This is a genomic window from Streptomyces sp. NPDC031340, assembly GCF_055569945.1.
Genome location: NZ_JBVIIE010000012.1, coordinates 25,540 through 50,596 on the forward strand (window position 1 = coordinate 25,540; position 25,057 = coordinate 50,596).

A 25,057-nucleotide genomic window follows, 5' to 3' on the forward strand; every position below is an offset into this window, starting at 1 on the left:
GCGAGTCCCGGTTCCGGCCGGGTGTCCGGGGTGGCGAGCTCCGGTTCCGGCTGGATGCCCGGCGTGGCGAACTCCGGTTCCGGCCGGGTGCCCGGTGCGGCGAGGGCCTGGTCGTAGCGGTGCAGGAGGAGACGGGCCATCGCCGGGTGCGTGCCCAGGGGCGCCGAGACGATCCACGGCGCCGCCTCGGCGCACTCCGTGGCGAAGCGGCCGGGGGCGGTGAAGTACGAGGCGACGGCGACGCGGTGGCGGCCCCGGGCGGCCAGGGCGCGCACGGCGTCGGCGACCGTGGGGGCGGCCGCGGAGGCGTAGGCGGGGATCACGGGCACGCCGAGGCGTGCGGCGAGGAGCCGGGCGGTGCGGCCCGTGTCCGCCGCGGACTCGGGGTCGCGGGAGCCGGCCGCGGCGAGCACGACGGCGCGGGAGCGGCGGTCCGCCGCGTCGGCGGGGGCGCGCCAGCCGGCCTCGGCCAGACGGTCGTGCAGGGCCTCCGCCAGGAGGGGGTGCGGGCCGAGCGCCACGGCCACGCGCGTGCGTGCCGGTGCGGCGGCGGCCATCGCGGGGATGTCCTTCTTGACGTGATGACCACGGCTGAGCAGGAGCGGTACGCAGACCGCCGCCGAACGGTACGCGCCGAGCGCGGCGAGCGTGTCGGGCAGCAGGGGTTCGTTCAGTTCGATGTGGCCCAGGTGCACGGGCAGGCCGGGGCGCAGCTCGCGGACGCGGTCGAGGAGCGCGCGTACGGTGCGCAGCGCGCGCGGGTCGCGGCTGCCGTGCGCCACGACGACCAGGGCGGGGGCCGCGGAGGGAGGGTCGGGGCACCGCCCGCCGTAGGGGGAGACGAGGCGGAGCCGGCTCGCGGGCAAGCTGTCGTTCCGGTTCATGCACCGATGGTGGCGGCGTGACATTGCCCCGCCGTTGCACCGGAATGACGGGGGTTTTCCGGGGGTTCACCCGGGGTGCCATGGGTGTGTGAGCGTCTGTGACCTGCGCTTTCCGGCCCCGGACGTGAAGGCGGTCACACGCCGTGGACTGAACCGTACGCTCCTGCCGGACGTCTTCCCCTGTCGGGAACGACGTCCGGCAGGGGACCGTCGACGTCCGGGAGAGGACCGCACGATGCGCCGACCGAAGCTGCGCGTACCGCGCCTGCCCCGCACGCGTGCCGGGCAGCGGCGGCTGGTGCGGGCCGTGATGGCCGCGTGCGTGCTGGCGCTGGCCCCGGCGGCGTGGCTGCACGTCACGACGGGCGACGGGCTGCGCACGACGGCCGACGTGCCGCGCACCGAGGTCGCCGTCGTCTTCGGCGCGGGCCTGTGGGACGGCGAGCCGTCCCCGTACCTCGCGCACCGGCTGGACGCGGCGGCGACGCTGTACCGCGCGGGCCGCGTCGAGGTCGTCCTCGTCACCGGCGACAACAGCCGCGAGGACTACGACGAGCCCGACGCCATGCGCGCGTACCTGACGAAGCACGGCGTCCCGACGGGCCGGATCGTCAGCGACTACGCCGGCTTCGACACCTGGGACTCCTGCGTCCGCGCCAAGAAGATCTTCGGCGTCGACCGGGCGGTGCTGATCAGCCAGGACTTCCACATCCGGCGCGCGGTCGCGCTGTGCCGGGCGGCGGGCGTGCGCTCGTACGGCATCGGCGTCGGCGCCAAGCACGACACCACCTGGTACTACGGCAACACCCGCGAGGTCTTCGCGGCGGGCAAGGCGGCCCTGGACGCGCTGTTCCAGCCGGACCCCCGTTTCCTCGGCCCGAAGGAACCGGGCGTGACGAAGGCGCTGGCCGCGGCGCGGTGACGGGGCCGTTTCCGCGCCCCTCCGCACCTCACGGCCGGCGCGGGACCGCGGGGAGGTCACCGTGCCGCCCGCGTAACCGGGACCCGCACGGCGCGTAACACGGCCTGCGCACGCTGAACGGCATGCAGAACTCCGCGACGCCCACCCACTGCCCGTACTGCGCCCTGCAGTGCGGGATGAACCTGACGCCGGCCCCGGACGGCACGGTCGAGGTCAGCGAGCGCGCGGACTTCCCGGTGAACCGGGGTGCGCTGTGCGGCAAGGGGCGGACGGCGCCGGCGGTCCTGAGGGCGGGCGTCCGCCTGACCTCCCCGCTGGTGCGTTCCGGCGGCACGCTGGTGCCCGCCACCTGGGAGGAGGCGCTGGACCGGGTCGCCGGGGAACTGCGCCGCACCCGTGCCGAGCACGGCCCGGACGCGGTCGGCGTGTTCGGCGGGGGCGGCCTGACGAACGAGAAGGCGTACGCGCTCGGCAAGTTCGCGCGGGTGGTGCTGGGCACCTCGCAGATCGACTACAACGGGCGCTTCTGCATGTCGTCGGCGGCGGCCGCGGGCACCAGGGCGTTCGGCCTGGACCGCGGGCTGCCGTTCCCGCTGGAGGACATCCCGAAGACCGGCTGCGTGATCCTGGTCGGCTCCAACCTCGCCGAGACCATGCCGCCGTCGCTGCGGTTCTTCCGCGAACTGCGCGACAACGGCGGCACGTTGATCGTGGTGGACCCGCGCCGCACGAAGACCGCCGAGCAGGCCGACCTGCACCTCGCGCCCCGGCCCGGCACCGATCTCGCCCTCGCGCTCGGCCTGCTGCACCTGGTGGTGGCGGAGGGCCGGGTGGACGAGGCGTACGTGCGGGAGCGGACGGCCGGCTGGGAGGAGGCGCGGGCGGCGGCGATGGCGCACTGGCCGGAGTACGTGGAGCGGATCACCGGCGTGTCCGTGCCGCAACTGCGGGAGACCGTACGGCTGTTCTGCGAGCCGGAGGCCGCGATGGTGCTCACCGCCCGCGGACCCGAGCAGCAGTCCAAGGGCACCGACACGGTGGGCGCGTGGATCAACCTGTGCCTGGCGACCGGCCGGGCGGGCCGCCCGCTGTCCGGGTACGGCTGCCTGACCGGGCAGGGCAACGGGCAGGGCGGGCGCGAACACGGCCAGAAGGCCGACCAGTTGCCCGGCTACCGCAAGCTGGACGACCCGGCGGCGCGGCGGCACGTGGCCGAGGTGTGGGGCGTGGACCCGGACAGCCTGCCGGGACCGGGACGCAGCGCCTACGAGCTGCTGGACGCGCTGGGCACGGACATCCGGTCGCTGCTGCTGATGGGCTCGAACCCGGTGGTGTCGGCGCCGCGGGCCGCGCACGTCGAGGAGCGCGTCAGGTCCCTCGGCTTCCTCGCCGTCTGCGACGTCGTCCTGTCGGAGACGGCGGCGCTCGCGGACGTGGTCCTGCCCGTCACCCAGTGGGCCGAGGAGACCGGCACCACCACCAGCCTGGAGGGCAGGGTGCTGTTGCGGCGGCGCGCGATCAGCCCGCCGGACGGCGTCCGCAGCGACCTGGAGGTCATGCACGAACTGGCCGCCCGGCTCGGCGTGGAGAAGGGCTTCCCGACCGACCCCGAGGAGGTCTTCGAGGAGCTGCGCCGGGCCAGCGCGGGCGGCCTCGCGGACTACTCCGGGATCACCTACCGCAGGCTGGCCGAGGAGAACGGGGTGTTCTGGCCGTGCCCGGCCGAAGGGGACTCCTCCCCGGACCCGCTCGAGGAGGACGGGGCCGCCGAGTACGGGGCGGCCGCGCACCCCGGCACGCCCCGCCTCTTCCTGGACCGCTTCGCCACCGCCGACGGCCGGGCGAGGTTCGTGCCCGTGTCGCACCGGCCGGCCGCCGAGGAGCCGGACGACGAGTACCCCGTGCTGCTGACCACCGGCCGGGTCGTCGCCCAGTACCAGTCGGGCGCCCAGACCCGCCGCGTGGACGAGCTGAACGCCGCCGCGCCGGGCCCGTTCGTCGAGCTGCACCCGCGGCTGGCGGCGCGGCTCGGGGCGGTGGAGGGCGACCCGGTGGCGGTGGTGTCGCGGCGGGGCCGCGCGGTGGCGCCGGCCCGCATCACGACCGGGATCCGCCCGGACACCGTCTTCATGCCGTTCCACTGGCCGGGCGAGGGCCGCGCCAACACCCTCACCAACCCGGCGCTCGACCCGACGTCGCGGATGCCGGAGTTCAAGGTGTGCGCGGTGCGGGTGGAGGCGGTCGAGGCGACGGAGGCGGTGCGGCCGTGACGGGCCGACCGCTCACCGTCGCGCGCCGGAGTCAGGGCTTGGCGGAGTACACCACACCGGCGAGGTTCTGGGCCGCGGAGCCCCACACCTGGTCGTTCAGGGAGGAGTCGACGCCGAGGGTGTAGAGCAGCCAGGCGGTCGTGACACCGTAGGTCAGTTTCAACTGGGCGGCGCGGGTGATGGTTCCGCTGTCACAGCCGAAGCCGGAGCTGTCCTCGAAGCCGCAGTGGAACCCGCCGGTGATGACGCGCAGTTGGGTGGCGGACGGCTTGGCGTCGTACATCTTCTGCTGGTTGTCGGCGACGCCGGCGACGGTGTCGGCGCTGCCTCCGACGTACTGGACCGGCATGCTCAGCGAGCTGGAGGCGCTGACGGCCGAGGGGTTGGTCTCCGCCGCCGCGAGGGTGGAGACGGACTTGACGGCCGGGTTCCGGCTCGCGGCGAGCAGTGCGGCGCCGCCGCCCATGGAGTGCCCCGAGACGGCGAGCCGGTCGGTGCTGACCGCGCCCGCGAACCGTGAGCCGGTGGTGCTGTTCTGGGCGGTGAGCCAGGTGAGCGCCGCGTTCAGGTCGTCGGCGAACGCGGAGTGGCTGGGGAAGAGACCGCCCTGGGACTTGGGTGCGACGGTGATGATGCCCCAGGAGGCGTAGTGCTTGAGCAGGCTCTCGTACTGGGTGATGGCCTGGAAGAAGCCGTGTCCGAAGGCGAGTCCGGGGTGGGCGCCGGCGGCGACCGGCGCGTCCGCCCCGGCCGTCGTGCCGGGGTACCAGACACGTGCGCTGAACGAGCGGCCCGAGGCGGAGACGGTGAGATCGGTGTAGGCGACGGGGAACGAGCCCGTGGTGGAGGGGTCCGCAGCCAGGACCGGGGCGGCTGCCTGCGACGCGTGGGCGGCCGGTGCGAGGGTGAAGGCTGCTGCCGCGCACAGCAGCAGCGCGGTCAAGGACCGCAGGAGTGTACGGAACACGAGATCACCTTTTCTGTGGGGACGAAGCAGTGATGTCCGGTGGTACGTCTCCGTGCTGTCCGGGTGTTTTGGGACTCCGGCCCGTAGGCCGGTCCGCCGCGGGCACACCCGAGAGCCCGAGCGGTGTTCAGGGGAAAAGCTCACCGAGCATGCCGACGGCCGTGGAGGACGCGCCGGTTGCCGTGCCGGCGACCGCAACCGGCAACCGAAGACTGCGATTGCGATTGCACGGTCGGTTCCGTCATCGGTCGTCCCGCGCTCGGAAATCGGCGAGCAGCGGGATGACGAGACGCTCGAGGTTTGCGCGCCGGACCTGGGGTTCGACCCCGGTGAGCTGTACGGGGCTGTTCGGTGTCGGGACGTGCGCGACAAGAGCCAGGTGCGGCAGGAGCACCAGGAGGAGTGACAGCAGCGCCTCCAGGTCGGCGTCCTTGCGCAGGTCCCCGGCGTCGACGGCCCGTTCCAGGAGAACGCGGAGACCGGCCACGTACATGGCGTTCACCGGTCGCCTGACCGCGTCACGCACCGCCGGGTCCAGCTCCATGTTGGTGGCGGCGGCCACCCCCCGCTCGAGCGGCTGCCCGGCGAAGTACTCCAGCCAGGCCTCCAGCGCGTCGACGAGGTGCGTGGCGAAGTCGCCGGTGCCGTCGTAGCCGTCGAGCCAGGGCCGCATGTGCCTGTAGACACGCAGCGAGGTCTGCTCCGCCACGTAGGTGAAGAGGTCCAGCTTGCCCGAGAAGTACTGGAACAGGGAGCCCTTGGCGACCCCGGCTTCACGGGCGATGACGTTCAGGCTGCCCGTGGAGTAGCCGTGGGTGCCGAACTCGTCCATCGCCGCGACCAGGATCCGCTCGCGACGGACGGGCGACAGCCGGGCCCAGGTGGGAGTGGGCATGGACGCTCCTTCAGGTGGCCGGACATGGGTGTGACCGGACGCTCACGTGACCGGGCGTTCATGTGACCGCCCGGTCATGGTGGGGGTACCCCTCGCCGCAAGTCAACGTGTCCGACAGGGATGGCCACTTCTGCGGGAAGGCGGCACACGGCGTCCGGGACCCTCCCCGTACGCGGTATGGACACGAGGTGTCATGCCCACTTAAATCTGAGTGACCATCAGCGCCGCCCCCACGCACGTGCACCGCGCTTGCACGGGTCTCTGCGTTCCTGCCTGCGCTCGCACGCGCTCAGAGGCGCCTTCCCGAGGAGACAGATGAGTCGGATACGGCACCACATCCGAGGTTCCCGACGTCTCGCCGCCACCGGCGTAGCGGCCACCGCCGCCACCCTGCTGGCAGCCACGCTCTCCCCCGCCGCCCACGCGGCCGACAGACCGACCAGGGCCACCGCCCTCCAGCACGCGGCCTCGGCTCTGGCCGCGCACGCCACGAATCTCGGCCTCACCTCCGCCGAGGACACCACCGTCCGGGACGTGATCGTCGACAAGGACGGCACGCAGCACGTCCGCTACGACCGCACGTACCGCAACCTGCCCGTCCTGGGCGGTGACTTCGTCGTCCACCTGGCGTCCGACGGCGCGTACCGCGGCGCGAGCCGCGCGACGCGCAGCGGCGTCTCGCTCGCCTCGGTCACGCCGTCCGTGTCGGCCCCGAAGGCCGCCGACATCGCGGCGCACGCCCTGCGCGCCGCCAACCTGGGCGAGACGCTGCGCAAGCTCAAGGCGAAGCCCGAACTGGTCGTCGACGCCCTGCACGGCACCCCGAAGCTGGCCTGGCGCACGAACGCGGTCGCGCTGGACTCCGCCGGCAACCCGGTCGCCCGCACGGTGCTGACGAACGCCCGCACCGGCGCCCAGATCGACGCCTGGGACACGCTGGAGACGGCGACCGGCGACGGGCAGTCGCTGTACAGCGGGACGGTGCCGCTGGAGACGACCCTGTCGGGATCGACGTACCAGCTCACCGACCCCACCCGCGGCAACACGTACACCGGCGACGCGGCCAACAAGACCGACCTGTGCATCTTCGGCATCTGCATCAGCCGCGCCCCGGCGACCGTCTTCACCGACGCCGACAACCACTGGGGCACCGGGACCACCGCCGACCGCTCCTCCGCGGCGGTGGACGCCCAGTACGGCACGAACGAGACCTGGGACTACTACAAGAACGTCCACGGCCGCAACGGCATCGCCGGCGACGGCAAGGGCTCGTACAACCGCGTCCACTACGGCAGCAGCTACAACAACGCCTTCTGGGACGACAGTTGCTTCTGCATGACGTACGGCGACGGTGACGGGACGACGTTCGGTCCGCTGGTGGCGCTGGACGTGGCCGGCCACGAGATGACGCACGGCGTCACGTCCAAGACGGCCGGGCTGACGTACTCCGGCGAGTCCGGCGGCCTGAACGAGGCGACGTCCGACATCTTCGGCTCGCTGGTGGAGTGGTACGCGGGCAACGCGTCGGACCCGGGCGACTACCTCATCGGCGAGGAGATCGTCCGCTCGGGCTTCGGCCGGGACGCCCTGCGCTACATGGACAAGCCGTCCAAAGACGGCAACTCGGCCGACTGCTGGAGCAGTTCGGTCGGCAACCTGGACGTCCACTACTCCTCGGGCGTCGCCAACCACTTCGCGTACCTCCTGGCGGAGGGCAGCGGCGCGAAGACCGTCAACGGCGTCAGCTACAACTCCCCCACCTGCAACGGCTCCACGGTCACCGGAATCGGCCGGGACAAGCTGGGCAAGATCTGGTACCGCGCCCTGACGGTCTACATGACGTCCTCGACCAACTACGCGGGCGCGCGGACAGCCACCCTCAACGCGGCGAAGGACCTGTACGGCTCCGGAAGCGCGGAGTACAACGCGGTGGCGGCGGCCTGGAGCGCGGTGAGCGTGGGCTGACCGATGCCTGGGCCAGGGCGCCGCGGCCGATGGCGGCCGCGGCGCCCACAGCCCGGTGCGAGCCCGTCAGAAGCTCCAGTCGGCCCACGACTCGGGGTCCTGCTCGATCTGGGTCAGCAGCAGGTCGAACCGCTGCCGGTCGTAGAGGAGCCCCGAGTACGCCACCGGGATGCGCGTCCCGTTGATCACGGCGGTCGGCGTGCCCGGCCCCCTGGGTTCGGTGGCGTCACCGGCCTGGTCGTACGCCTGCTCCGACTCGGCGACGAAGTCGCGGTACTTCATGGTCCGGACGGCGGAGTCGAAGGCCGGGCCGCGCAACCCGTCGACCTTGCTCGCCAGTTGCAGCAGGTGGGCGTCCGTGAAGCCGTCGACGGACTCCTCGGGCTGATGGCGGTAGAGAACCTCGTGGTACTCGGCGAACTTGCCTTCCTCCAGCGCGGCACGCAGGGCGTTGACGGCCTTCTGGGAGCCGTGACCGCCCAGCTTCTCGTCCAGGAAGGAGGCCATCGTGTACTCCGTCCGCAGCCCGTGCCGCAGCATGGCGTCACGGGCCGCGGGACCGCCGCCGTCGGCGGACTCGAACTCCTCGCAGACGGGACACCGGGGGTCCTCGTACAGAGCCAGGGTGACAGGCGCCTCGGGGTCGCCGACGACGATGGTGGTGCCGTCCGCGGCAAGCTTCTCGGGAAGGTCGCCCACACCGGCGTAGGCGTCCTTCCCGTCCCGCGCGGTGGCCCGCCCCCCACAACCGCTGACGGCCGCCGCAGCCAGCGCGACAGCCACGACAGCCGTCACGAGACGCCGTCCGCCATGAATCCCCATACGTCCCCACCCCTTGCCTGAACAGCCCTGATCAGCACGCCGGACACACGCATACCGGCCACAGCGAGATCATCTCAGCCGCCCTGTCATGCAGCCTCAAGGGATGACCGGTCACCGAGGGGCAGCACGGACGGCGGTCACCGCTCCCTGCTGCCTCTACGCAACCGCACGATCACGCACAGCGGCGCCGTTGCGACAGCAGCACCACTTGAAAGCCTTGAAAGTTCGCGAGGCGAAATCGACGTCCGTGTTTATGCGCTGGTGTCCGCCGGTGTTGCCGTCGCTACTGCCGTCAGTGGTCTACATCGCCTGGGGAGTGCCAGGAATTCGAATGTGTGTCAAGCGGCTTCGTCGTGCGGGGTGAGGCTGATGGTCAGGTCGGCGCCGAGAGCCTGAGCCAGGCGGCGCAGGAGGGGAAGCGTGGGCATGGTCCCGCCGCCTTCGAAGCGGGAGATCTGCGGCTGCTTCATCCCGCACCGCTCGGCCAGCTCGACCTGGGACAGCCCGAGCTCGATGCGCCGGTCGTGGACGAGTTGCCCGAGCTCACGGGCGAGCGCGGAAGGCGGGTCCTGCATGGTCCCTCCCCGCCTCAGGCCGCTGGGGCGACGATGGTGACGGTGGGCTCGTCTCCGCCGGCGAGGTGCACGTCCACCGTGAGGTCCAGTGCGCGGGCCAGGCGCATGATGACTGCGATGGGCGGCAGCTCGGTGGCCGTCTCGATGCCTTCGATGTCATCGACGTCGACGTGCATGCGCTCGGCGAGGTCGGCCTCGCTCAGACCCAGCTGCTTACGCCGGTCGTAGACGGCCTTGCCCAACGTCATGGCGAGGCCGGCCTCTTCGTAGACCCGGTCGTACTCGGGGTCAGCGTCCAGGCGTTCGCCCAGCAGCCGACGGTGGCGACGGGTCCTCCATTCGCTGTGGTTCATCGGTTCTCCTTGAGGCTGCGGCTGTAGAGGTCGTGCTCGGCGGCGGCTTCATGCTCTGCCTCGCACAATCGCTGTGCGGCGTGGGCGCGGTCCACTTCGGCCTGCTCGCGCATCTTGGTCTTGCGGAACACGGTGAGCAGCACGACACGTCGGCCGGGCGCCAGCCAGTAGGTGATCCGCTGATGGGCATCGCCCAGGCGGAAGCGCAGCTCGCGGAGCTTGCCACCCAGGTGGCGGGAGTGCGGTTCGTCGAGCGTGGTGGGCTGCTCGGCGAGCAGGTCGGCGACGCGTTCGGCCTGCTTGTAGTGATGGGCGGGAATGTTCTCCAGCCACAGCCGCACCTCCGGCTCGATCTCGATCGAGTACCGCCCGCCATCCATAGCGCCGATGATATATGGCACGGGGTGCGAGAGCGCCACTTCATAGTTCAGGTCGTGTGCCGTCGCCGCGACCGCAGCCACTCCAGCGTCGTACACCCCCGGCACTCCCCTTCGTCCTGATGCCACGGCGCCGCCGCAAACCAGCGGCAACCTGCCGAGGCGGCGCAGGGTCGGCTTCTTTCGGCAGGACCGGGCCCGATCGGGAGAGGCAGCGTACGGCCGGGCTGGCGCGTCGCCCAGTCTGGCGGCGCGGGGCCGGGGCGGAGGAGTCGGCCCCCGACGGACGGCCGGGAGCTTCGCCCCCGCCGGCTGCAACGCCCATAAGCGCGGGTCCGTCGCTACCAACCATGCTCGCCGTGCCCGGCGACGGTGCGCTGGAGGGTACCGTCTGGGTGTCGCCGCTGAACGGAGTTCGCCGTGTCGCGGAGCATCGAGGAGCACGCCGGCGCTCGGATCGCCCGTATCCGCAAGCAGCGCGGTCTGACGCAGCAGGGGCTGGCGATACGGGCTCACGTGTCGAAGTCGCTGTTGTCGAAGGTGGAATGCGGGCAGAAGCCTGCCTCCCCGGCTCTGGTCGCGGCCTGTGCCCGCGCGTTGGGTGTTTCCATGTCCGAGTTGCTGGGGCAGCCGTACGCCGAGGAACTGCGCCGCGATCGGATGGACGCGCTGATCCAGCCGATCCGCGAAGCGCTGGAGAACTGGGACATCCCGCTGGACTGGCAGACGGCTCCGCGTCCGGCCGCATTGATCTGGACGGATGTCCGGCGGGCTCGGGAGCAGCGTCGCCAGGCGCAGTACACGGACATGGTGCGCGACCTGCCCGTGCTGATCGACGAATCGGTGCAGGCCGTGCACACCAGCACCAGGGAGGATCAGCGGCTGGCCTACGAGTGCCTGGCGGAGACGTTCCGGTGCGTGTTCACCATGGCGTGGAAGCTCGGTTTCCTGGATCTCGCGACCGTCGCGCTGGACCGGCTGGCGTGGACCGCGCCGCACGCCGACGAGCCCGGGCTGGCCGCCATGTACGCCTACCTTCGCGCGCAGACCACCATGTCGTCCGGCCGGTACGACGTGGGGCTGCGGGTGGTCGACCGGGCTCTGCGGGACCTCGACGGCTCACCGTACAGACCCATCCCCGGCAACGCCCTCTCTGAGGCACCGGGGACGCCGGCGCCTACGACAGGTTGTGCCAGGCGTGCCTACAAGTTCCTCGGCACTCCGTTTCCCTTCGCCGCGTGTCAGCCACAGCGAACGTGGACAAGAGGACGCGGAAGGACTTCACGTACTCACCGGGGGGCAGATTTATAATCTTCCCCATTTGTTCGAGAATCGGTTCTCGAACAATCAATACTGCCGGGGTCATGGTCGGCTTGACGCCTGATCGCAGCAGCCCATCACGTGCGTCGTTCACTGTCGCATGGGCCTGCATGGAGTAACGAACAACCTCGTGCAGCACCGCCCTCTGCTCAACCTGCTCTAGCGAAGAGAACCAGGCCACAGCGTCCTCCAGGCTTCGGAGTCCTTGGGCAACCTCGTTGATGATCCGCTCTGATGCTCGCAAGTGCTCACCTGCTCCGTGGCTCAAATACAACGTACGGCCTGCTTGGGTCCAGCTCCGCGTAGTCTGGGCGGTTCGGATTGTAGTTCTGCCAGAAATCTCTACCGCGCCCACTCCCTTCACCGTCACCCGTACCTCTCGGCAGCGAATTCTTGACGCTGTGACGAGTTCTGGACGGACCCGACAGGATGTAATCCCAGTCCGATGTCGGGTTGGGCGTTCCGTTCGCACGGCTCCCGACCACAATGATTGGCTGCCCTGCTTTATCAGCGGCATTCTGAATTCGCTTGGCATCATTCGGGCTGATACCGGCTTCCGATGCCGTTCTAAGGCCAGGGCCACACAACCCACCGGAATTGTGTACCAGTACGGGCGTGGCACCCGCCAGCACATAGTACGTGTGCAGTTGCTCGACGGTGAGGTTGTACATGTCGGCTTGGCCGGGCCTGGCCTGAACGCCGATCACCTTCGCTTGCTGGTCAGCAGCAGTGGCGAGCATGTGGCCGGGCCGAAGGCGGCCAGCAGGCACCCAGGCATTAGCGGTGTCGTCCCAGAAGGGATGCTTGGAGGTGGCGTGGAGGACAGCGCTGTGGCCGTCGGTGCCGCGGATCGTCACATCGACAAGGTCGTTGTCGCGGTGGACGAGGCGGGCCGTGACTGTGCGTGCTCCCTTGCGCTTGCCTGTCTGGGGATCGGCCGCCGCGACCGTGTCGCCGGGTTCCACTTTGCCTATGGGTTTGGTCTTTCCGCCTTGAAGCAGCACTGGGGTGGAGGGATCAAAGCTGCACAGAGTCCCCGTGCTCCTACCTTTCCCAGTACTTTCGCCTACCCCATGGAGTCCACCGGGCCCCTCGCCCATTCCACCAGTGGCGGCGACCAGATTGGCGACGGCTTCCCCAAAACTGGGGACCTTGCCACCACAGCCACTGTCATGACCGAGACGCGCACAGGCCAGCCACAAGAGATGCCTGAGGTCCCTTTGCGCAAGGTCTTGGTCCTCGGCCTCGAGCATGCAATTGTCCCCAAAACCCAGACAAGCGATTTGCACTTCCTTGTACATCTGATCCGCGAGCTTGCTGGCGTTCTTCCACTTGGGGACAAAGACGCCCGGATAGACCTCGTAATGCTTCTTCAGGAAGCCGGGTGAGTAGACATTTCCAGCAGCCGAAGCGGCTTGATAGTTCTGCGAGTACCTTGGCGGCCCCGAAGAAGCCGGATGTGTCGGAGTCCGGTTTTCATGGTTGGGTGTCGATCGGGTCGGACAGTCGAGGTCTGCGCACTGTCCGCTGGGGTCGCTGTTGCTGACGGGGCTGTTGCTGCTGTACGCGTACCCGTTCATCTGGAGCGGGTCTGCGATGTCGATGATGGGGTCGGCGGAGAGGAAGCGGCCGGAGGACTGGTCGTATTCGCGGGCGCCGATGTGGGTCAGGCCGGTGGCCGTGTCGTCGATGCCGACGCCCAGGTAGCCGCGCTTGTTGGGCCAGGTCGTGGGCTTCGGGCCGCGAGTCTCGCCGTAGGGCTTGAAGGCGCGGCGGGTGACCGGCTGGGTGGTGGAGAGTTCGACGGTGGTGTTGGCCGTGCCGAGGTGGTCGGCGATCAGGACGTTGAGCTTGTGGCCGGTGGTCGCGCCGTTGGTCGTGGTGCGGACCACCGTGGGGGCGCCGGCCTGGGCGTAGGAGCGTGAGGCGCGGGTGATGGTGCCCGTGGCGTCCGTGGTGAGTTCGGTCTCGCCCAGGTACAGCGTCGAGCCGGAGGCGGTGTTCTCCAGCAGGCGGTTGCCGTCGGCGTCGTAGACGTACGTCGTCTTCTTGCCGTCGTCGGTGATGGAGTCGAGCTTGTTCTCCGGTGACCAGACCAGGTTCTGCGTGGTGGCGGGCAGGTCACGGATGGTGGTGTTGCCGGTGGCGTCGTAGGTGTAGGCGCTGCCCTTGCCCGAGGGGGTGGAGCTGATCCAGGTAACCGTGTGCGGCTGGATCTTGTACGCCGGTGTCGTCGGGGTGGCGGGGATCGTCTTGCCGTAGCCGTGGGTGTACGTGACGTTCTTCGTCGCGTCGGCCGTGTCGTGCTCGGTCAGCGTGGCGCGGTTGCCGAGCCAGTCGAAGGTGAAGGACTGGCGGTAGGCGGTCGCGCCGGTGGAGACGGTCGACGTGTCCGGGGCCGCCGCCGCGAGGGAGTCGGTCAGCGCGGTGCCCGGGGCGGCCGCGTTCGGGGCGTCGGCGACCGGGCCGGATGAGGGGCCGTAGTCGGTGCGGTAGCCCCAGGTCTTGCCGTTCGCGGCCTTGCAGCCGGTGCCGTACCGGTTCGGCGTGACGTTCGACGTCCAGGCATGCACCAGCTCGCCCATCGCGTCGTACGTGAAGCACTGGGTGTCCCAGCTGTCACCCGTCGCCTCGCTGAGCTGGCGAGCGTTGGACGTGATCGTGCCGGAGACGTCGTAGCTGTAGAAGCTGTCCGTGATGCGGTGGGGGCCGTCCGTCTCCCGGTCGGCGACCGTGCGGGCGAGGCGGCCCGTGTGCGGGTCGACGAAGTTGGTCGTCCAGACGCGGTAGGGCTGGGAGCCGGAGACCGTGCGCAGCACCTCGCCGTACGGCGAGTACGTCGCGTCGGAGGTGTACCAGGTCAGGCCGGAGGTGGACTCCGGCAGGCCGTCGGCGTTGTAGCGGGTGACGACCTTCTCCCGCGCCAGTCCGCCCGCAGCGGGCACCGTGACCGACTGGGGATTGCCCGTCGGCGTGTAGGTGTAGGAGTAGGTGTACGTGCCGGCCAGCCCGGTCGTCATGGAGTTGGCCGGGATGACCGTCTCGCTGCCGGTGGGGTGGTAGTCGGCGTCGTAGCCGGTGACGCGGTTGGTGTAGTCGCCGTTGTCGGTGTGCCGCTTGCTGCCCGACGGCCGGCCGATGCCGCCCGGCGCGTCGTCGTAGGTGTACTCCTTGACGGGGGTGGCGGTGGCGGAGCCCTGGCGCACGTACTTGACACGCCCGAGGAGGTCGAACTCGGTGAACGTCTCCTGCCCGCGCGCGTTCTTGACGTGGTCGGGGCGGTCCGCGGCGTCGTACCAGGTCTCGGTCGTGCCGGTGTCCGGGTCGGTGGCGGACGTCACCCGGCCGCGGGCGTCGTAGGTGTACGACCAGACGTTGCCCGCCGGGTCGGTGACGCTGCGGCGGTTGCCGCGGGCGTCGTATGCGTAGGCGGTCGTGCGGCCGGTCTCCGAGTCCCCGGCTTCCTGGGTGTAGTGCTTGACCGACGTCACTCGTCCCAGGGCGTCGTAGTACGTCCGCGTCCTCGGGGTCGTCGAACCCGCCGGGTTCACATACGTGCTGCTCAGGCTGTACCAGGTGGAGGTCGCGTACTGGTAGTCGCCGTCGTGGTAGGTGGACGCGCGGACCTCGCGTTCCAGGCCGTCGTAGCGGTGCTTGACCGAACTGGGGATCAGGGACTTGGACTTCGGCGCGAAGAGCTTCGTCTCCGGGGCGCCCTTCGCCAGGTAGCCGCCGGTCTGCTCGAAGACCAGGCCGTGGTCGTCGTAGGTGGTGTCCGCGATGATCCGGCCGGGGCCGTGGGCCTCGGTCTGCTTCTGGACCTCGCGCATCAGGCCGTCGTAGAGGGTGATCCCGGTGGCGTAGGAGCCGTCGTCCTTGAGGGTCTTCACGATCACGGCGGCGGGACGGTTCTCACTGCTCGTGGCGATCGTGGGCTGGTAGTCGATGACGACGTCCGGTGACTTGCCCCCGGAGGAACGCGACGCGGACCAGCCCTTGACGAGCCGGCCGAGGGCGTCGTACTCGTTGCGCGTCACGCGGCCGTTGGGGTCGGTGACCGTCAGCGGGAGGCTGCGCCCCGGGTCGAACGTGGTCGTGGTGGTGTGCCCCAGGGCGTCGAGCAGCTTGGTCTCGGTGACCGGGCCGCCCTCGTCCCCCGGTGTGTACCTGGTCTCCGTGGTGCCCGCACCGGGCGACTTGACGGTGCGCACCCGGCCCAGCGGGTCGTACGTCATATCGGTGACGACCGAGTACGCGGTGCCCGTGCCGTTGATCTCGGCCACCGAGGTGACCAGGCCCTTGGTCGGCGTCGCTTCGTAGGCCAGGTTGTCGTAGCTCGTCTGGACGGCCGACTTGAGCTCGGTGGCCGGGTCGGCGGTGTCGTAGCCCGCGCAGGAGGTGGCGGTGGTGCGCTGTTCCTTGGGCAGGCCGATCAGCCATGCGGTGGTGTTGTGCACGTAGAACGTCTTGGTGCACGTCTGGTTGGAGAGGGTCTCGCCGGTGCCGTCGGGCTTGACCACCGCTGTCTCGACCTGCTTGGGCAGCCCGTAGGTGTCGTCGACGGTGGTGAGGGTGCGGACGGCCCGCCAGCTGCCGTCGCCGGCGTCCACCGTCTGTATCTCGTCCGTCCGCTTGATGCCGATGCGGTGGGCGAGCAGGGGGTCCGCCGCGGTGCCGTCCTCGTTCTCGCGTGCGCGGGACGCGGTCTGCTTGGACCACGGGAAGTTCAGCGTGCGCTTGAGTACCTGGCCGTCGGAGTTGAGGTAGGTGATGCTCTCCGCGGTCATGCCGGCGTACTGGGGAGCGTCGTCCGCGAGCAGCGTGTAGGTTTTCTCGGAGTCCTTTACCTCACCGCCCGCGCCCTGGAAGTAGCGGGTCGTGGTGAGCGACTGGGCGTTCACGTCGCCTTGCTCGGAAACGGACTTGCGGCCCTTGACGGCCTTGACCTGGCGGTATCCGCGCCAGTCGCTGTAGGTGCGCAGCGCGGGCCGGGTGAACTCGTCGTCGCTCTTGGCCCAGGCCGGACCCGAGTAGGTGTACTTCGTGACGACCGGCGGGCCATGTGAGGTGACCTTGTCCGTCTCGGTGACGGAGTGGACGACGTACTTGTTGAACCACGCCTTCGCCGGGGTCTTCTCGTCCCCGTCCGGCGACCAGCGCACCGGGTAGCAGGTGCCGTTCGCCTTGCCCTTGTCCTCGGCCGGTTCGGCGGCACAGCCGCCCTTGTACTCCACCTCGATGTCGCCGCCGTACTCGGTGGACACGGTGCCGATGCGGGGACGGGTGAAGCCGGGCCGCTGGTCGCTCTTTCCGGTGAGCACCAGGTTGGGCAGCTGACGGTCCCTGAGCCGGGCGTGCAGGGGTGAGGTCGAGCCGACGGTGTAGGCGGCGAAACTGACCCCGTCCTTGGACTGCACCGTGCCGGTGGTGTCGCCGGGCGCGTAGCCGGTACGGGTGATGGAGTTCAGCCACAGGCCGGGGGCGGAGTCGTACCAGTCCGCGGGGAAGGACTGGTGGAGCGTGTACTTGTCGACCGGGCCCAGGCCGGTCTGGCCCGCGCGCGCGGCCTTCGTCGTGACCGTGTCCAGGCGCATCTGCGTCCAGAAGGACGGGAACGGCGGGCACAGCTTGGAGGTCGACTTGCAGTTGAGGTTGCCGGGAGTGTCCCACCAGGGGCGGTAGGCGCCTGGATCGTCGGTCTTGGCGAAGTTGGCCGCCGTGCAGGCCGTCTCGGACTTGAGGCAGCGCTGCTTGACGCCGAACGCGACCGTCGCGGACGGCTTGGTGAGGCTGTCCGGGCGCATGCCGTACTCGATGAGGGTCGGATAGGCGTAGCGGTCGTACTGCTCGGGGGACTTGAACTTCTTGCGGACGGCGTAGTAGTTCGTCTCCTGCGTCCAATTGACGATCATCGTGTTGCCGTGGACGTCGACGACCTTGTCCAGGCCCCAGTGCCACGCCTGCTGCTTGCCGGAGCCGCAGCGCGAATCGGCGAAGGCGTCGGCGTGGCAGGGCTCGCCGGGATGGTTGCCGAAGACGGGGACGGTGGAGACGGAGTCGGTGTCGGCGTGGCCACCGCCGACGCTGTTGAGGCCGTAGAAGTACTGGGTGCCGTCCGTGGTCGTGACGACCCAGTATTCGCCGTTGTTGTCGTCGTTGCTGCCGCCGACCCGGTGTTCGATGCGGGTGCCGTCGTCCTGCTGCGGCCGGTAGCGCTCGGTGTCCTTCTCGGGGTCGCTTCCCGGGGCGGCGTCGCGGATCAGTTCGGTGGTCTTGCCGTTCAGCGACATCACCGCGTTGTAGGACACCCAGCACTGGTCGGACGTCTTGTCCTTCTTGGCGGTGTTGTTGGGCGTGCCGGCGTCGAGTGTCTTGCGGTCGTCCTTGCAGGAACGGTAGCGGCGTTCGATGTAGCCGGCGTCGTAGGACCAGCCCTCGCCGATCCAGGATGCCTGCGGCGAGGAGACCGCGGTGCGGCCGTCCACCGTCTGGGAGCTGTATTCGAAGGAGATCTGGGGAGTGGGTCCGGCGGGCGGACTGGGGATGTTCAGCGGGTACGACCAGGTGAACGCGCCCGACGATCCCCCCGCCTCCCACTTTCCGTCGGAGGCGAGCGGCGTCGCCTTGAAGGTGCCCCCGCCGCTGCTTCCGGAGTCGACGGCGCCGACCACGGCCGTGCTGCCGCCCGTCGCCGTCTGCGTCGCCCCGGTGGACGTGCGGTAGGACGCCTGGACGGCACCCGATCCGGTCGTGGGAGAGGTCGTCGCGGAGGCGGGCGTCACCGTGTCGTCAGCGGCGGGGTCGACGGTGGCGGTGATGGACGCGGACGCCGTGTCGTTGGTCGTCTCCAGCTCTTCGTACGTCTGGCACGCCTCGTCGTCCGGCGTCGTCAGGTAGCAGTCGGGGAACTGCACGAAGCGCAGGCGAGAGGCCCAGTCCGCGCCGTAGAGCCTCTTGAACCCGGCGTAGTCGAGCTTGACGGAGACCGGGACGGCACCGGTGTCCGGGGCCTGCACGACCAGCACCGCGCCGTCCACGCCCTGGCTGACCGCGGACGCCCGGTCAGGGATGCTGACCTGCCACGTTCCGGTCGGCGTCGGCTGGTCGGGGGCCTGGCCGAGGCTCACCGGGAGGGTACCCACCGGGCTCAGGGCAGCCTGCTGGGCCGAATGGACAGAGGCTGTCGCCGCCGTCGCGGATGAGCCGAAGTCGACGGAACCAGTGAGGTTGGAGGGCGGCGTCGTGGTGTTGGCCGGCGCGGCGAGGAGGTCCGGAGGTACCTTCGCCTTGAGGCTTTCCAGGTTCCTGCTGAAGTCCTTGCCGGGAACGGGAGTCTCGGTCTTGAGGTGCTCCAGGACCAGCGATTCCCGGCCCGTTTCCTCCGCCGCCGGGTCAGGAGGTATCGCCAACGATGTCGCGGGCAGCAGCCCCACCAGCAACGCGGCTGCCGTGATCGGCACGACGGTCCGTGCGAGACGGCGCTTGCGGGCACGTGAATGACGATCGAGCACGACGGGGTCCCCCCCGGACCACTTGGAAGCGGGACCGGTGACGGACCACGCGTGACGATGTATCAGGCAGTGGAGATTCTGTGATCACCCTGTGGGGAAAGCCAGAGGAGGCACCCCGCTGTGATCATCATCACGGTACGTAACACATCGCTACGCAGCGAACAGGGGCGAGATGCGGATAGCCCCCCACACGACCCCTACTGTCACCTAGCCGCCCTTCGGTGCGTACTTACACACGGCCCACCGAAACGGAGGTCAACTCCCTTGTATTCATGAGGATTTACTCCGTTATCGGAGAGGTGATCCGCGCACATCGTCGACGATCGGCCCGTCCGGTCGATACAACTGGGTCGCGACACACCACCGTTCGCCCTTCGCGTGTCAAATCCCCACAGGGTGACGACAGTTCCTTCATAGGTCATCATCGGCTGGCCCGGCCACGTAGCGTCGCGCGCCGGCTTCAAGGGGGAACCAGGGGGAAGGGGAATCCGCCCGATGACGCGCAACTGGCGCCGTATGCCCGGCCGTCGGACCGTCGCGGCACTGCTCTCGGCCGCGGTGGCGACCACCGGCATCGTCTACGCCGGCTTCCGGCTGGACGGTGACGGCACGGACGGTGCGGACGGCCCCGGCCGTCACCCGAAGACGGTCACCGAGTCCGCCGCACTGACGCAAGCCGCCAGGACGGGAAGGAACGTCGAGGTGACGACCGCCCGGACGACGCGGTCGACCACCTGGGCCCGCCCCGACGGGCTCATGGAGAAGCGGCTGTACTCCTCCCCCGTCCGGGCCAAGGTCGGCGGCGAGTGGAAGAAGATCGACCCGGGCCTGCACCGCACCAGGTCCGGCTGGGAGCCGAAGGCCACCAACACCCGGATGGTGTTCTCGGCCGGCTCCCACGGCGACGACGGGAAACGCGCCTCCCGCTCGACCGTGCGCCGTGTCTCCCTGCTGAAGGCCGCCGCCGCGGCCGACACCGGGACTCCGCTGGTCACGCTGTACGTGGGCGACGGCGGCGACCACGCCATTCAGCTCACCTGGCCGGGTGCCGTGCCCACACCGATCATCGACGGGAACCGCGCCCTGTACCCGGACATCTTCCCGGGCGGCGACCTGGTCCTCACCGCCGACAACGACGGCTTCGCGCAGCTCGTCGTTCTGAAGACCCGTGAGGCCGCGTCCGACCCGCACGTCCAGCAACTCGCCTACGGCCTGCACTCCGCCGATCTCACCTTCCGCCTCGACCCGGCGTCCGGCATGGTCAGCGCCCTGAACGCGTACGGCGACGAGGTCGCCGTCTCCCCCACCCCCCTGATGTGGGACAGCAGCGGCCAGCCCGCCGTCACCGACGGCGCCGTCGGTGCCACCGCCCAGCCCACCGAGCCGGAGTCGCCGGACCCGACGGACTCCGCGAGCGAGTCGCCCTCGGACACGCCCAGCCCCTCGGAGGAGGAAGAGGTGGAGTCCGACGAGCAGAGCGATGCCGAGGTCGAGGTCCTGCCGTCGGCCTCCGACGGACCCGAACCCACCGTCTCGGAGTCCCCGCTGCCGTCCGTGCCGGCGGAGCCGACACCGGCACCCTCACAGACCGGTTCGGCCGCGACTCTCAGCCTGCCCTCCCTGGACGGCCCGTCCCCCGACTCGCAGGGCAACGTCGTCGAGGCCGACCTGTCCGCCGGGCAGTGGACGCTCACTCCCGACCAGGATTTCCTGGCCGACCCGAGCACGACCTACCCGGTCTTCATCGACCCCTCGGTCAAGAAGCACGTCCAGAACTGGACCACCGCCTACGACCGCCACCCCAACGCCACCTTCTACAACGGCAAGGGCTTCAACAAGGGCGGCACGCACGAGGCCCGCGTCGGCTTCGAGTCCGACACCTGGGGGACGTCGCGCTCGTACTTCAACATCGAGTTCGACAAGGACCTCAAGGGCACGAAGATCACCAAAGCGAAGCTGTACATGCTGGAGACGTACTCCTGGTCCTGTCAGGACCGCTCGATGAGTGTGCACCTCACCGGTGAGATCGACTCGCACACCAACTGGAAGAACGCCCCCGAGCTGCACGACGGCAACCGACTCGCCACCAAGAGCTTCGCCCACGGCTACAAGTCCGGCTGCCATGACGCGTTCGAGACCTTCGACGTGAAGAAGGGCGCCCAGAAGGCCGCCGACAAGGGCCAGGACATGATCACCTTCGGGATGCGCGCCCGCGACGAGAACGCACAGTACGCCTGGAAGAAGTTCCAGGCCGACGGCGACTTCCCTCCGTACCTCGATCTCGTCTACAACCGCAAACCTTCGATCGTCTCCAACTCGCTCGGCCTGGGGCCCGACGGGAAGTGCACCACCACCACGCCTTACCAGCGCATGGGGTCCGGTGACCTGACCTTCATCGCCAAGGCCACGGACAAGGACAAGAACCTCGACTTCTTCAACTTCGACCTGTGGCAGGTCGGGCAGTGGGACAACACCGGCGACCTGCTGAAGTCGACGGGCAAGGTCTCCGTGGGCGCCGACAAGGGCACGGCCCTGGGGGAAACGGACGGTTTCTCCACCAGCGGCCTCAAGAGCGGGGCCACCTACTCCTGGCGGGTGCAGGCGGTGGACGACGCCGAGGGCCGCTCGAGCTGGTATCCGAAGAAGCCGTGCCGGTTCGTGCTCGACACCACCGCGCCCCGCCCGCCCAAGGTCAGCTCCACCGACTTCCCCGACGCCGACGGCAGCGAGAACGGCTTCGGCAGCGGCGCCGAGGACGCCACCTGGAGCGTCAAGAAGTTCGGCACGCCGGGATCCTTCACCGTGCGTGCCCTGAACACCGACGTGGTGCGCTACGAGTACGGCTTCAACTCGCCCAGCTACACGGGCAGTGTCAGCCGGGTCGCGGGTGCTGACACGAGCGTCAGCGGGACCATCTCGAACGCCAAGCCTCCGGCCGCCGGGCCCAACGTCCTCTTCGTGAGGACCGTCGACGGCTCGGGCAACGTCTCGCAGCCCGCCAAGTACTTCTTCTACGTCACCCCACGCGACCAGGTCGACAAGGCCGGCGACTTCACCGGCGACGCGCTGCCCGACCTGTTCACGGTCACCGAGGCGGGCAACCTGGCCCTCTACCCGTCCCAGGCGGACAAGGACGACCTGACCAAGGGCACCGGGGACCTGGACTACTCCATGCCCGGCGCGTACCGGGCCAACCCCGACAAGGATCCCAACGGGGACGACCTCCCGCCGTACGTCGCCGCGCCCTCGGGACACTTCAAGGGCGCGCTGATCACTCACAACGGCGACGTCTACGGCGGCGACGGCCTCCAGGACCTCGTGGTCCGCGTCGGGGGCAGGCTCTGGGTCTATCCGGGCGATGGCTACGGCGCCGTGGACATCGACCGGCGGAAGGAGATTCTGCTGCCCGAGGGTGCGCCGGCCCCGGCCGACTTCACCCAGATCTTGGCGGCGGGTGATGTCACCGGTGACGGACGCGCCGACTTCTTCGCCACGGTGAAGAACAGCGCCGGGACGGACGACGAGTTGTGGGCCTTCACCGGGTACCACGGCGCCACCGTCGACCAGGCCGTCCGTCTGTCCGCCTCCGCCTGGAAGGACCGCGACCTCGTCATCGCCCAGGACGTCTCGGGCGACGGTGTCTGCGACCTCGTCTACCGCAGCGACGTCTCCGGCAGGCTGCTGCTCCGCAAGGGCATCGCCGCGAGCGGCGGCGGCGTGGATCTGAGCTCTCTGGCCTCCGCCGCGAACTCCTCGGGCGGCGCCGACACCGAGTACGCCGCCTCCGGCTGGTCGAGCGGCAGCGTTCCGCGCCTGATGGGCACGCCCAGCGTCAACGGCGACGCCGTACCCGACATCTGGGCCGTCATGGCCGACGGATCCGTCCGCTTCTACGCCGGCGGCAAGACCGCCCTCACCGCCTCCGGAACGGAGGTCTACGGCCCTCACGACTTCTGGAAGACGCGCATCGCCATCGGCTGACGCCGTCCAGGTGTCCCGGGCCCCTGGGGCCGGTGCCCGTAGAGGCACCGGCCCCGAGATGCCGGGGCGACTGGGCGTCTACAGAGACCCGAGCAGCGGAGACCCGTCAGGGCAGGAGGGTGAGTGCCGGGGCGTGCTGGGGGCGGACGACGCTGAAGTGGCGGCGGTCAAGGGTCGCGATGCGTTCCACTCCGAAGCGTTCGGCCACGGCGATCACTGACGCGTCGACGGCGCCGAGGGGGAAGTCGGCGTACTGCAGGACCAGCTCGCCCATGCGCTCCAAGTCAGCAGGGGTGAGGTGGACCAGTTCGAAGGCACCTCGGGCGACTTCGGCGAGGAAGGCGGCTTCCAGCTTGGGCCAGCGCTCCAGCAGCCAGCACACCTCGGTCAGCACCGGGCTGGGCAGCAGACGGCGGCCGGTCGACGAGACCAGAAGAGACGCGCACTCCGCGTGGCGGCGGTCACCGGCGTTCAAGGCCGCGGCGAGCGGGCCGGTGTCGAAGACAATCGCGTTCACGCCTGGTCGCCGAACCGCTCGCGCATTCGCTCCCGGATGTAGTCGTCATGTCGCTCGGCCAGATCCTCCGGCCCGTCGACCGAGCCGATCAACGCCAGGAACCCGGCCGGGACGGGCCGCTCCTCGTCTGGACGCGAAGGCAGCGCCGCAGCGGCGGCCTGCGACAGTTCCTCGTCCTGGGTCACGAGCAGACGCAAGCGGCGTACCTGCGTCGGCGTGAGCCGGTCCACCAGGTAGTGCATGTCCTCGTAGTCGAATGCTTCGGTCACCCGGCCAGTCTAGGAGCACACCCTCTGCCCCCGTCCCCGTCTTCCAGCAGCTTCACCCTCGCGTGCACACCTGCCGGAAGCGAGCCGTCTGATACACACCGGCATCGGCACGGTCTCCGTCGTTCTGGTCAGCGGATGGGGGCGCGCCTTGCGGCACAGGTCATGGCCTGCGACGGCCGGCCTGGTGACGACTCGCCCGTTGCCCGTAGCCTCACTCTTCCCGGTCAGCCTGAGTGATCGGGCGGGCCGAGGCTGCCCAGCCCGGCCGCCCCCCACCGCACGGCATGAACGAAGTGGATGCTTCACCCCGACCGCAGACCGCCCCCGCCACTACGGCAGCAGTCCACGGCGGTGTACGCGTGGACGCCGGGGCGGAAGGGCGTGGCGGTGCCTCAGGGGGTGAAGACCTCTTCCAGTCGGTCGACGGCCCCGTCAGCCCCGAGGTGGTAGGTGAAGACCAGGCCGCTGTTCGGGTGCGCTTCCAGCCAGTCGAGGAATTCCTGCACGCCGATGGGCTGGTTCTCGGTGCTTTCCACGATGGGGTTGGTGACGGTGACGTACGCGGCCTGGTCCATGGGGAGGTACGTCTCCTTGCCGACCGTCACGAAGGGCGCGCCGTCGGAGTCCTTGGGAGCGCAGCCCCAGTTGCCGTACTTGACGATCAGGCTGAGGGAACCGCCTTCGGGGGTGTAGCGGTAGACCGCGACCTCGTCGGGGGAGATGGGCATCTTGTGATCGCAGTTGTCGGGGTCGCCGGTGGGAGTCGGGGCGGCCGGGGCCGCCGGTGACGGGGTGACCGCGGAGGAAGGCGGCTTGCCGTCGCCGTCGGACGCGGCGGGCTTCGCGGCCGGCTTGGTTCCCGCAGGGGAGGAGCCGGTTCCCGCGTCCGCGCCGCCGGGCTCGGCGGACGTGTGTCCGGCGGTCGGGGATGCCTCGGCGGCGCCGTCCCCGTTGCAGGCGGTGAGCGTCAGCGCCAGGACTACGGCAGCGGACGCGCCCATCATGGTCGTGCGCAGGGCGGCGACGGGTCTGTGACGGGAGGACTTCCTGGTCATTGCCACGACGGGTCCCTTTCGAGGGTTGCGGCCCGTACGGGCCGATGTCTGTCTCAGGGACGGACGATTTTCGGCCACCCGCAGTTGCGGCGGGCGCGTGTCGTTGCCGACCCGTGACGGCCGCACGCGGAACCGGGCGCGCGGGACACGACGCCGGGTACACCGCGGGTCACCCGTTCACACCCCCGCCCCGCACCGTTCCTCACCCTCCCCGCCGGCTCCCCCGTCCGACACCGGTGACCTGCTCAAACGCGGGGGCGGTGGGTGTCGAGGAACGGCGGGGGGCGACACCCGTTCAACCCCTTTCTGACGGCTCTTCAGCAAGCGCGGGCGGGCCGGTGGCTCTTACCTCGGAAGGGCAGGGACACCTGAGA

Annotated in this window: 15 protein-coding genes and 2 pseudogenes; 5 read left to right on the forward strand and 12 right to left on the reverse strand. The window is 69.9% G+C overall.

All coding sequences use genetic code 11. The features are described 5' to 3' along the window. Nucleotides 1–77 precede the first annotated feature (77 nt). Nucleotides 78–884: pseudogene (locus ACZ5GT_RS11330) on the reverse strand (sirohydrochlorin chelatase); the annotation flags it as partial. A gap of 235 nt (nucleotides 885–1,119) precedes the next feature. Between ACZ5GT_RS11330 and ACZ5GT_RS11335 the strand changes: the two are divergent. Together ACZ5GT_RS11335 and ACZ5GT_RS11340 are read left to right on the forward strand one after the other, a co-directional pair. Continuing rightward, the gene (locus tag ACZ5GT_RS11335; protein ID WP_469019096.1) at nucleotides 1,120–1,806 is read left to right on the forward strand and encodes a SanA/YdcF family protein; all 687 of its coding nucleotides are present in this window, start codon (nucleotides 1,120–1,122) and stop codon (nucleotides 1,804–1,806) included. 122 nt (nucleotides 1,807–1,928) lie between these two features. Then, nucleotides 1,929–4,076, forward strand: coding sequence for a molybdopterin oxidoreductase family protein (locus tag ACZ5GT_RS11340; RefSeq protein ID WP_469019101.1), 2,148 nt, complete (start codon nucleotides 1,929–1,931; stop codon nucleotides 4,074–4,076). Between the two features lie 31 nt (nucleotides 4,077–4,107). On the opposite strand, the gene ACZ5GT_RS11345 is transcribed toward ACZ5GT_RS11340, so the two are convergent. Together ACZ5GT_RS11345 and ACZ5GT_RS11350 are read right to left on the reverse strand one after the other, a co-directional pair. Then, nucleotides 4,108–5,043 (reverse strand): alpha/beta hydrolase family protein, encoded by a 936-nt coding sequence (locus ACZ5GT_RS11345; RefSeq protein ID WP_469019106.1) that lies wholly within the window; start codon nucleotides 5,041–5,043, stop codon nucleotides 4,108–4,110. A gap of 241 nt (nucleotides 5,044–5,284) precedes the next feature. Continuing rightward, nucleotides 5,285–5,938: a TetR/AcrR family transcriptional regulator gene (locus ACZ5GT_RS11350; RefSeq protein ID WP_469019110.1), complete on the reverse strand. Its 654-nt coding sequence runs from the start codon at nucleotides 5,936–5,938 to the stop codon at nucleotides 5,285–5,287. Nucleotides 5,939–6,253: 315 nt separating this feature from the next. Here ACZ5GT_RS11350 and ACZ5GT_RS11355 point away from each other — a divergent pair, with 315 nt between their 5' ends. Continuing rightward, complete coding sequence (locus ACZ5GT_RS11355) at nucleotides 6,254–7,903, forward strand: M4 family metallopeptidase (RefSeq protein ID WP_469019116.1); 1,650 nt, start codon at nucleotides 6,254–6,256, stop codon at nucleotides 7,901–7,903. A 66-nt stretch (nucleotides 7,904–7,969) separates the two neighbouring features. On the opposite strand, the gene ACZ5GT_RS11360 is transcribed toward ACZ5GT_RS11355, so the two are convergent. The 4 genes from ACZ5GT_RS11360 to ACZ5GT_RS11375 form a co-directional block, all read right to left on the reverse strand. Further along, entirely contained in the window at nucleotides 7,970–8,725 is a 756-nt protein-coding gene (locus ACZ5GT_RS11360) for a DsbA family protein (RefSeq protein WP_469019121.1), read from the reverse strand. A gap of 338 nt (nucleotides 8,726–9,063) precedes the next feature. Continuing rightward, the gene (locus ACZ5GT_RS11365; RefSeq protein WP_469019124.1) at nucleotides 9,064–9,300 is read right to left on the reverse strand and encodes a helix-turn-helix domain-containing protein; all 237 of its coding nucleotides are present in this window, start codon (nucleotides 9,298–9,300) and stop codon (nucleotides 9,064–9,066) included. A gap of 14 nt (nucleotides 9,301–9,314) precedes the next feature. After that, a complete protein-coding gene (locus tag ACZ5GT_RS11370) occupies nucleotides 9,315–9,653 on the reverse strand; it encodes a helix-turn-helix domain-containing protein (RefSeq protein ID WP_351892542.1) in 339 nt (112 codons plus the stop codon). Next, nucleotides 9,650–10,033, reverse strand: a complete 384-nt coding sequence (locus ACZ5GT_RS11375) for a type II toxin-antitoxin system RelE/ParE family toxin (protein WP_469019127.1) — start codon at nucleotides 10,031–10,033, stop codon at nucleotides 9,650–9,652. Before ACZ5GT_RS11375 ends, ACZ5GT_RS11370 begins: the two co-directional genes overlap by 4 nt. A gap of 417 nt (nucleotides 10,034–10,450) precedes the next feature. Here ACZ5GT_RS11375 and ACZ5GT_RS11380 point away from each other — a divergent pair. Further along, nucleotides 10,451–10,639, forward strand: a pseudogene (locus ACZ5GT_RS11380) (helix-turn-helix domain-containing protein); the annotation flags it as partial. Between the two features lie 568 nt (nucleotides 10,640–11,207). Here ACZ5GT_RS11380 and ACZ5GT_RS11385 read toward each other — a convergent pair. Together ACZ5GT_RS11385 and ACZ5GT_RS11390 are read right to left on the reverse strand one after the other, a co-directional pair. Next, the gene (locus tag ACZ5GT_RS11385; RefSeq protein ID WP_469019129.1) at nucleotides 11,208–11,714 is read right to left on the reverse strand and encodes a DUF5958 family protein; all 507 of its coding nucleotides are present in this window, start codon (nucleotides 11,712–11,714) and stop codon (nucleotides 11,208–11,210) included. Next, the gene (locus ACZ5GT_RS11390) at nucleotides 11,599–18,810 is read right to left on the reverse strand and encodes a polymorphic toxin-type HINT domain-containing protein (RefSeq protein ID WP_469019131.1); all 7,212 of its coding nucleotides are present in this window, start codon (nucleotides 18,808–18,810) and stop codon (nucleotides 11,599–11,601) included. Before ACZ5GT_RS11390 ends, ACZ5GT_RS11385 begins: the two co-directional genes overlap by 116 nt. Before the next feature lie 546 nt (nucleotides 18,811–19,356). Here ACZ5GT_RS11390 and ACZ5GT_RS11395 point away from each other — a divergent pair. Continuing rightward, complete coding sequence (locus tag ACZ5GT_RS11395; RefSeq protein WP_469019134.1) at nucleotides 19,357–22,842, forward strand: DNRLRE domain-containing protein; 3,486 nt, start codon at nucleotides 19,357–19,359, stop codon at nucleotides 22,840–22,842. Nucleotides 22,843–22,948: 106 nt separating this feature from the next. Here the strand turns inward: ACZ5GT_RS11395 and ACZ5GT_RS11400 are convergent, their stop codons facing one another. The 3 genes from ACZ5GT_RS11400 to ACZ5GT_RS11410 all read right to left on the reverse strand — a co-directional run bounded on the left by ACZ5GT_RS11400 (nucleotide 22,949) and on the right by ACZ5GT_RS11410 (nucleotide 24,683). Further along, nucleotides 22,949–23,359, reverse strand: coding sequence for a type II toxin-antitoxin system VapC family toxin (locus ACZ5GT_RS11400; RefSeq protein ID WP_469019137.1), 411 nt, complete (start codon nucleotides 23,357–23,359; stop codon nucleotides 22,949–22,951). After that, entirely contained in the window at nucleotides 23,356–23,628 is a 273-nt protein-coding gene (locus tag ACZ5GT_RS11405; RefSeq protein ID WP_469019141.1) for a hypothetical protein, read from the reverse strand. The genes ACZ5GT_RS11400 and ACZ5GT_RS11405 overlap by 4 nt, the downstream gene beginning before the upstream one ends. Nucleotides 23,629–24,020: 392 nt before the next feature. Continuing rightward, a complete protein-coding gene (locus ACZ5GT_RS11410) occupies nucleotides 24,021–24,683 on the reverse strand; it encodes a hypothetical protein (protein ID WP_469019664.1) in 663 nt (220 codons plus the stop codon). Nucleotides 24,684–25,057: the final 374 nt, after the last annotated feature.

What these genes read in the sequence shown, in the direction of transcription:
- ACZ5GT_RS11335 (WP_469019096.1), top strand. Translation starts at nt 1,120, where the DNA reads ATGCGCCGACCGAAGCTGCGCGTACCGCGCCTGCCCCGCACGCGTGCC.
- ACZ5GT_RS11340 (WP_469019101.1), top strand. Translation starts at nt 1,929, where the DNA reads ATGCAGAACTCCGCGACGCCCACCCACTGCCCGTACTGCGCCCTGCAG.
- ACZ5GT_RS11350 (WP_469019110.1), bottom strand. Translation starts at nt 5,938, where the DNA reads ATGCCCACTCCCACCTGGGCCCGGCTGTCGCCCGTCCGTCGCGAGCGG.
- ACZ5GT_RS11355 (WP_469019116.1), top strand. Translation starts at nt 6,254, where the DNA reads ATGAGTCGGATACGGCACCACATCCGAGGTTCCCGACGTCTCGCCGCC.
- ACZ5GT_RS11360 (WP_469019121.1), bottom strand. Translation starts at nt 8,725, where the DNA reads ATGGGGATTCATGGCGGACGGCGTCTCGTGACGGCTGTCGTGGCTGTC.
- ACZ5GT_RS11365 (WP_469019124.1), bottom strand. Translation starts at nt 9,300, where the DNA reads ATGCAGGACCCGCCTTCCGCGCTCGCCCGTGAGCTCGGGCAACTCGTC.
- ACZ5GT_RS11370 (WP_351892542.1), bottom strand. Translation starts at nt 9,653, where the DNA reads ATGAACCACAGCGAATGGAGGACCCGTCGCCACCGTCGGCTGCTGGGC.
- ACZ5GT_RS11375 (WP_469019127.1), bottom strand. Translation starts at nt 10,033, where the DNA reads ATGGATGGCGGGCGGTACTCGATCGAGATCGAGCCGGAGGTGCGGCTG.
- ACZ5GT_RS11395 (WP_469019134.1), top strand. Translation starts at nt 19,357, where the DNA reads ATGACGCGCAACTGGCGCCGTATGCCCGGCCGTCGGACCGTCGCGGCA.
- ACZ5GT_RS11410 (WP_469019664.1), bottom strand. Translation starts at nt 24,683, where the DNA reads ATGACCAGGAAGTCCTCCCGTCACAGACCCGTCGCCGCCCTGCGCACG.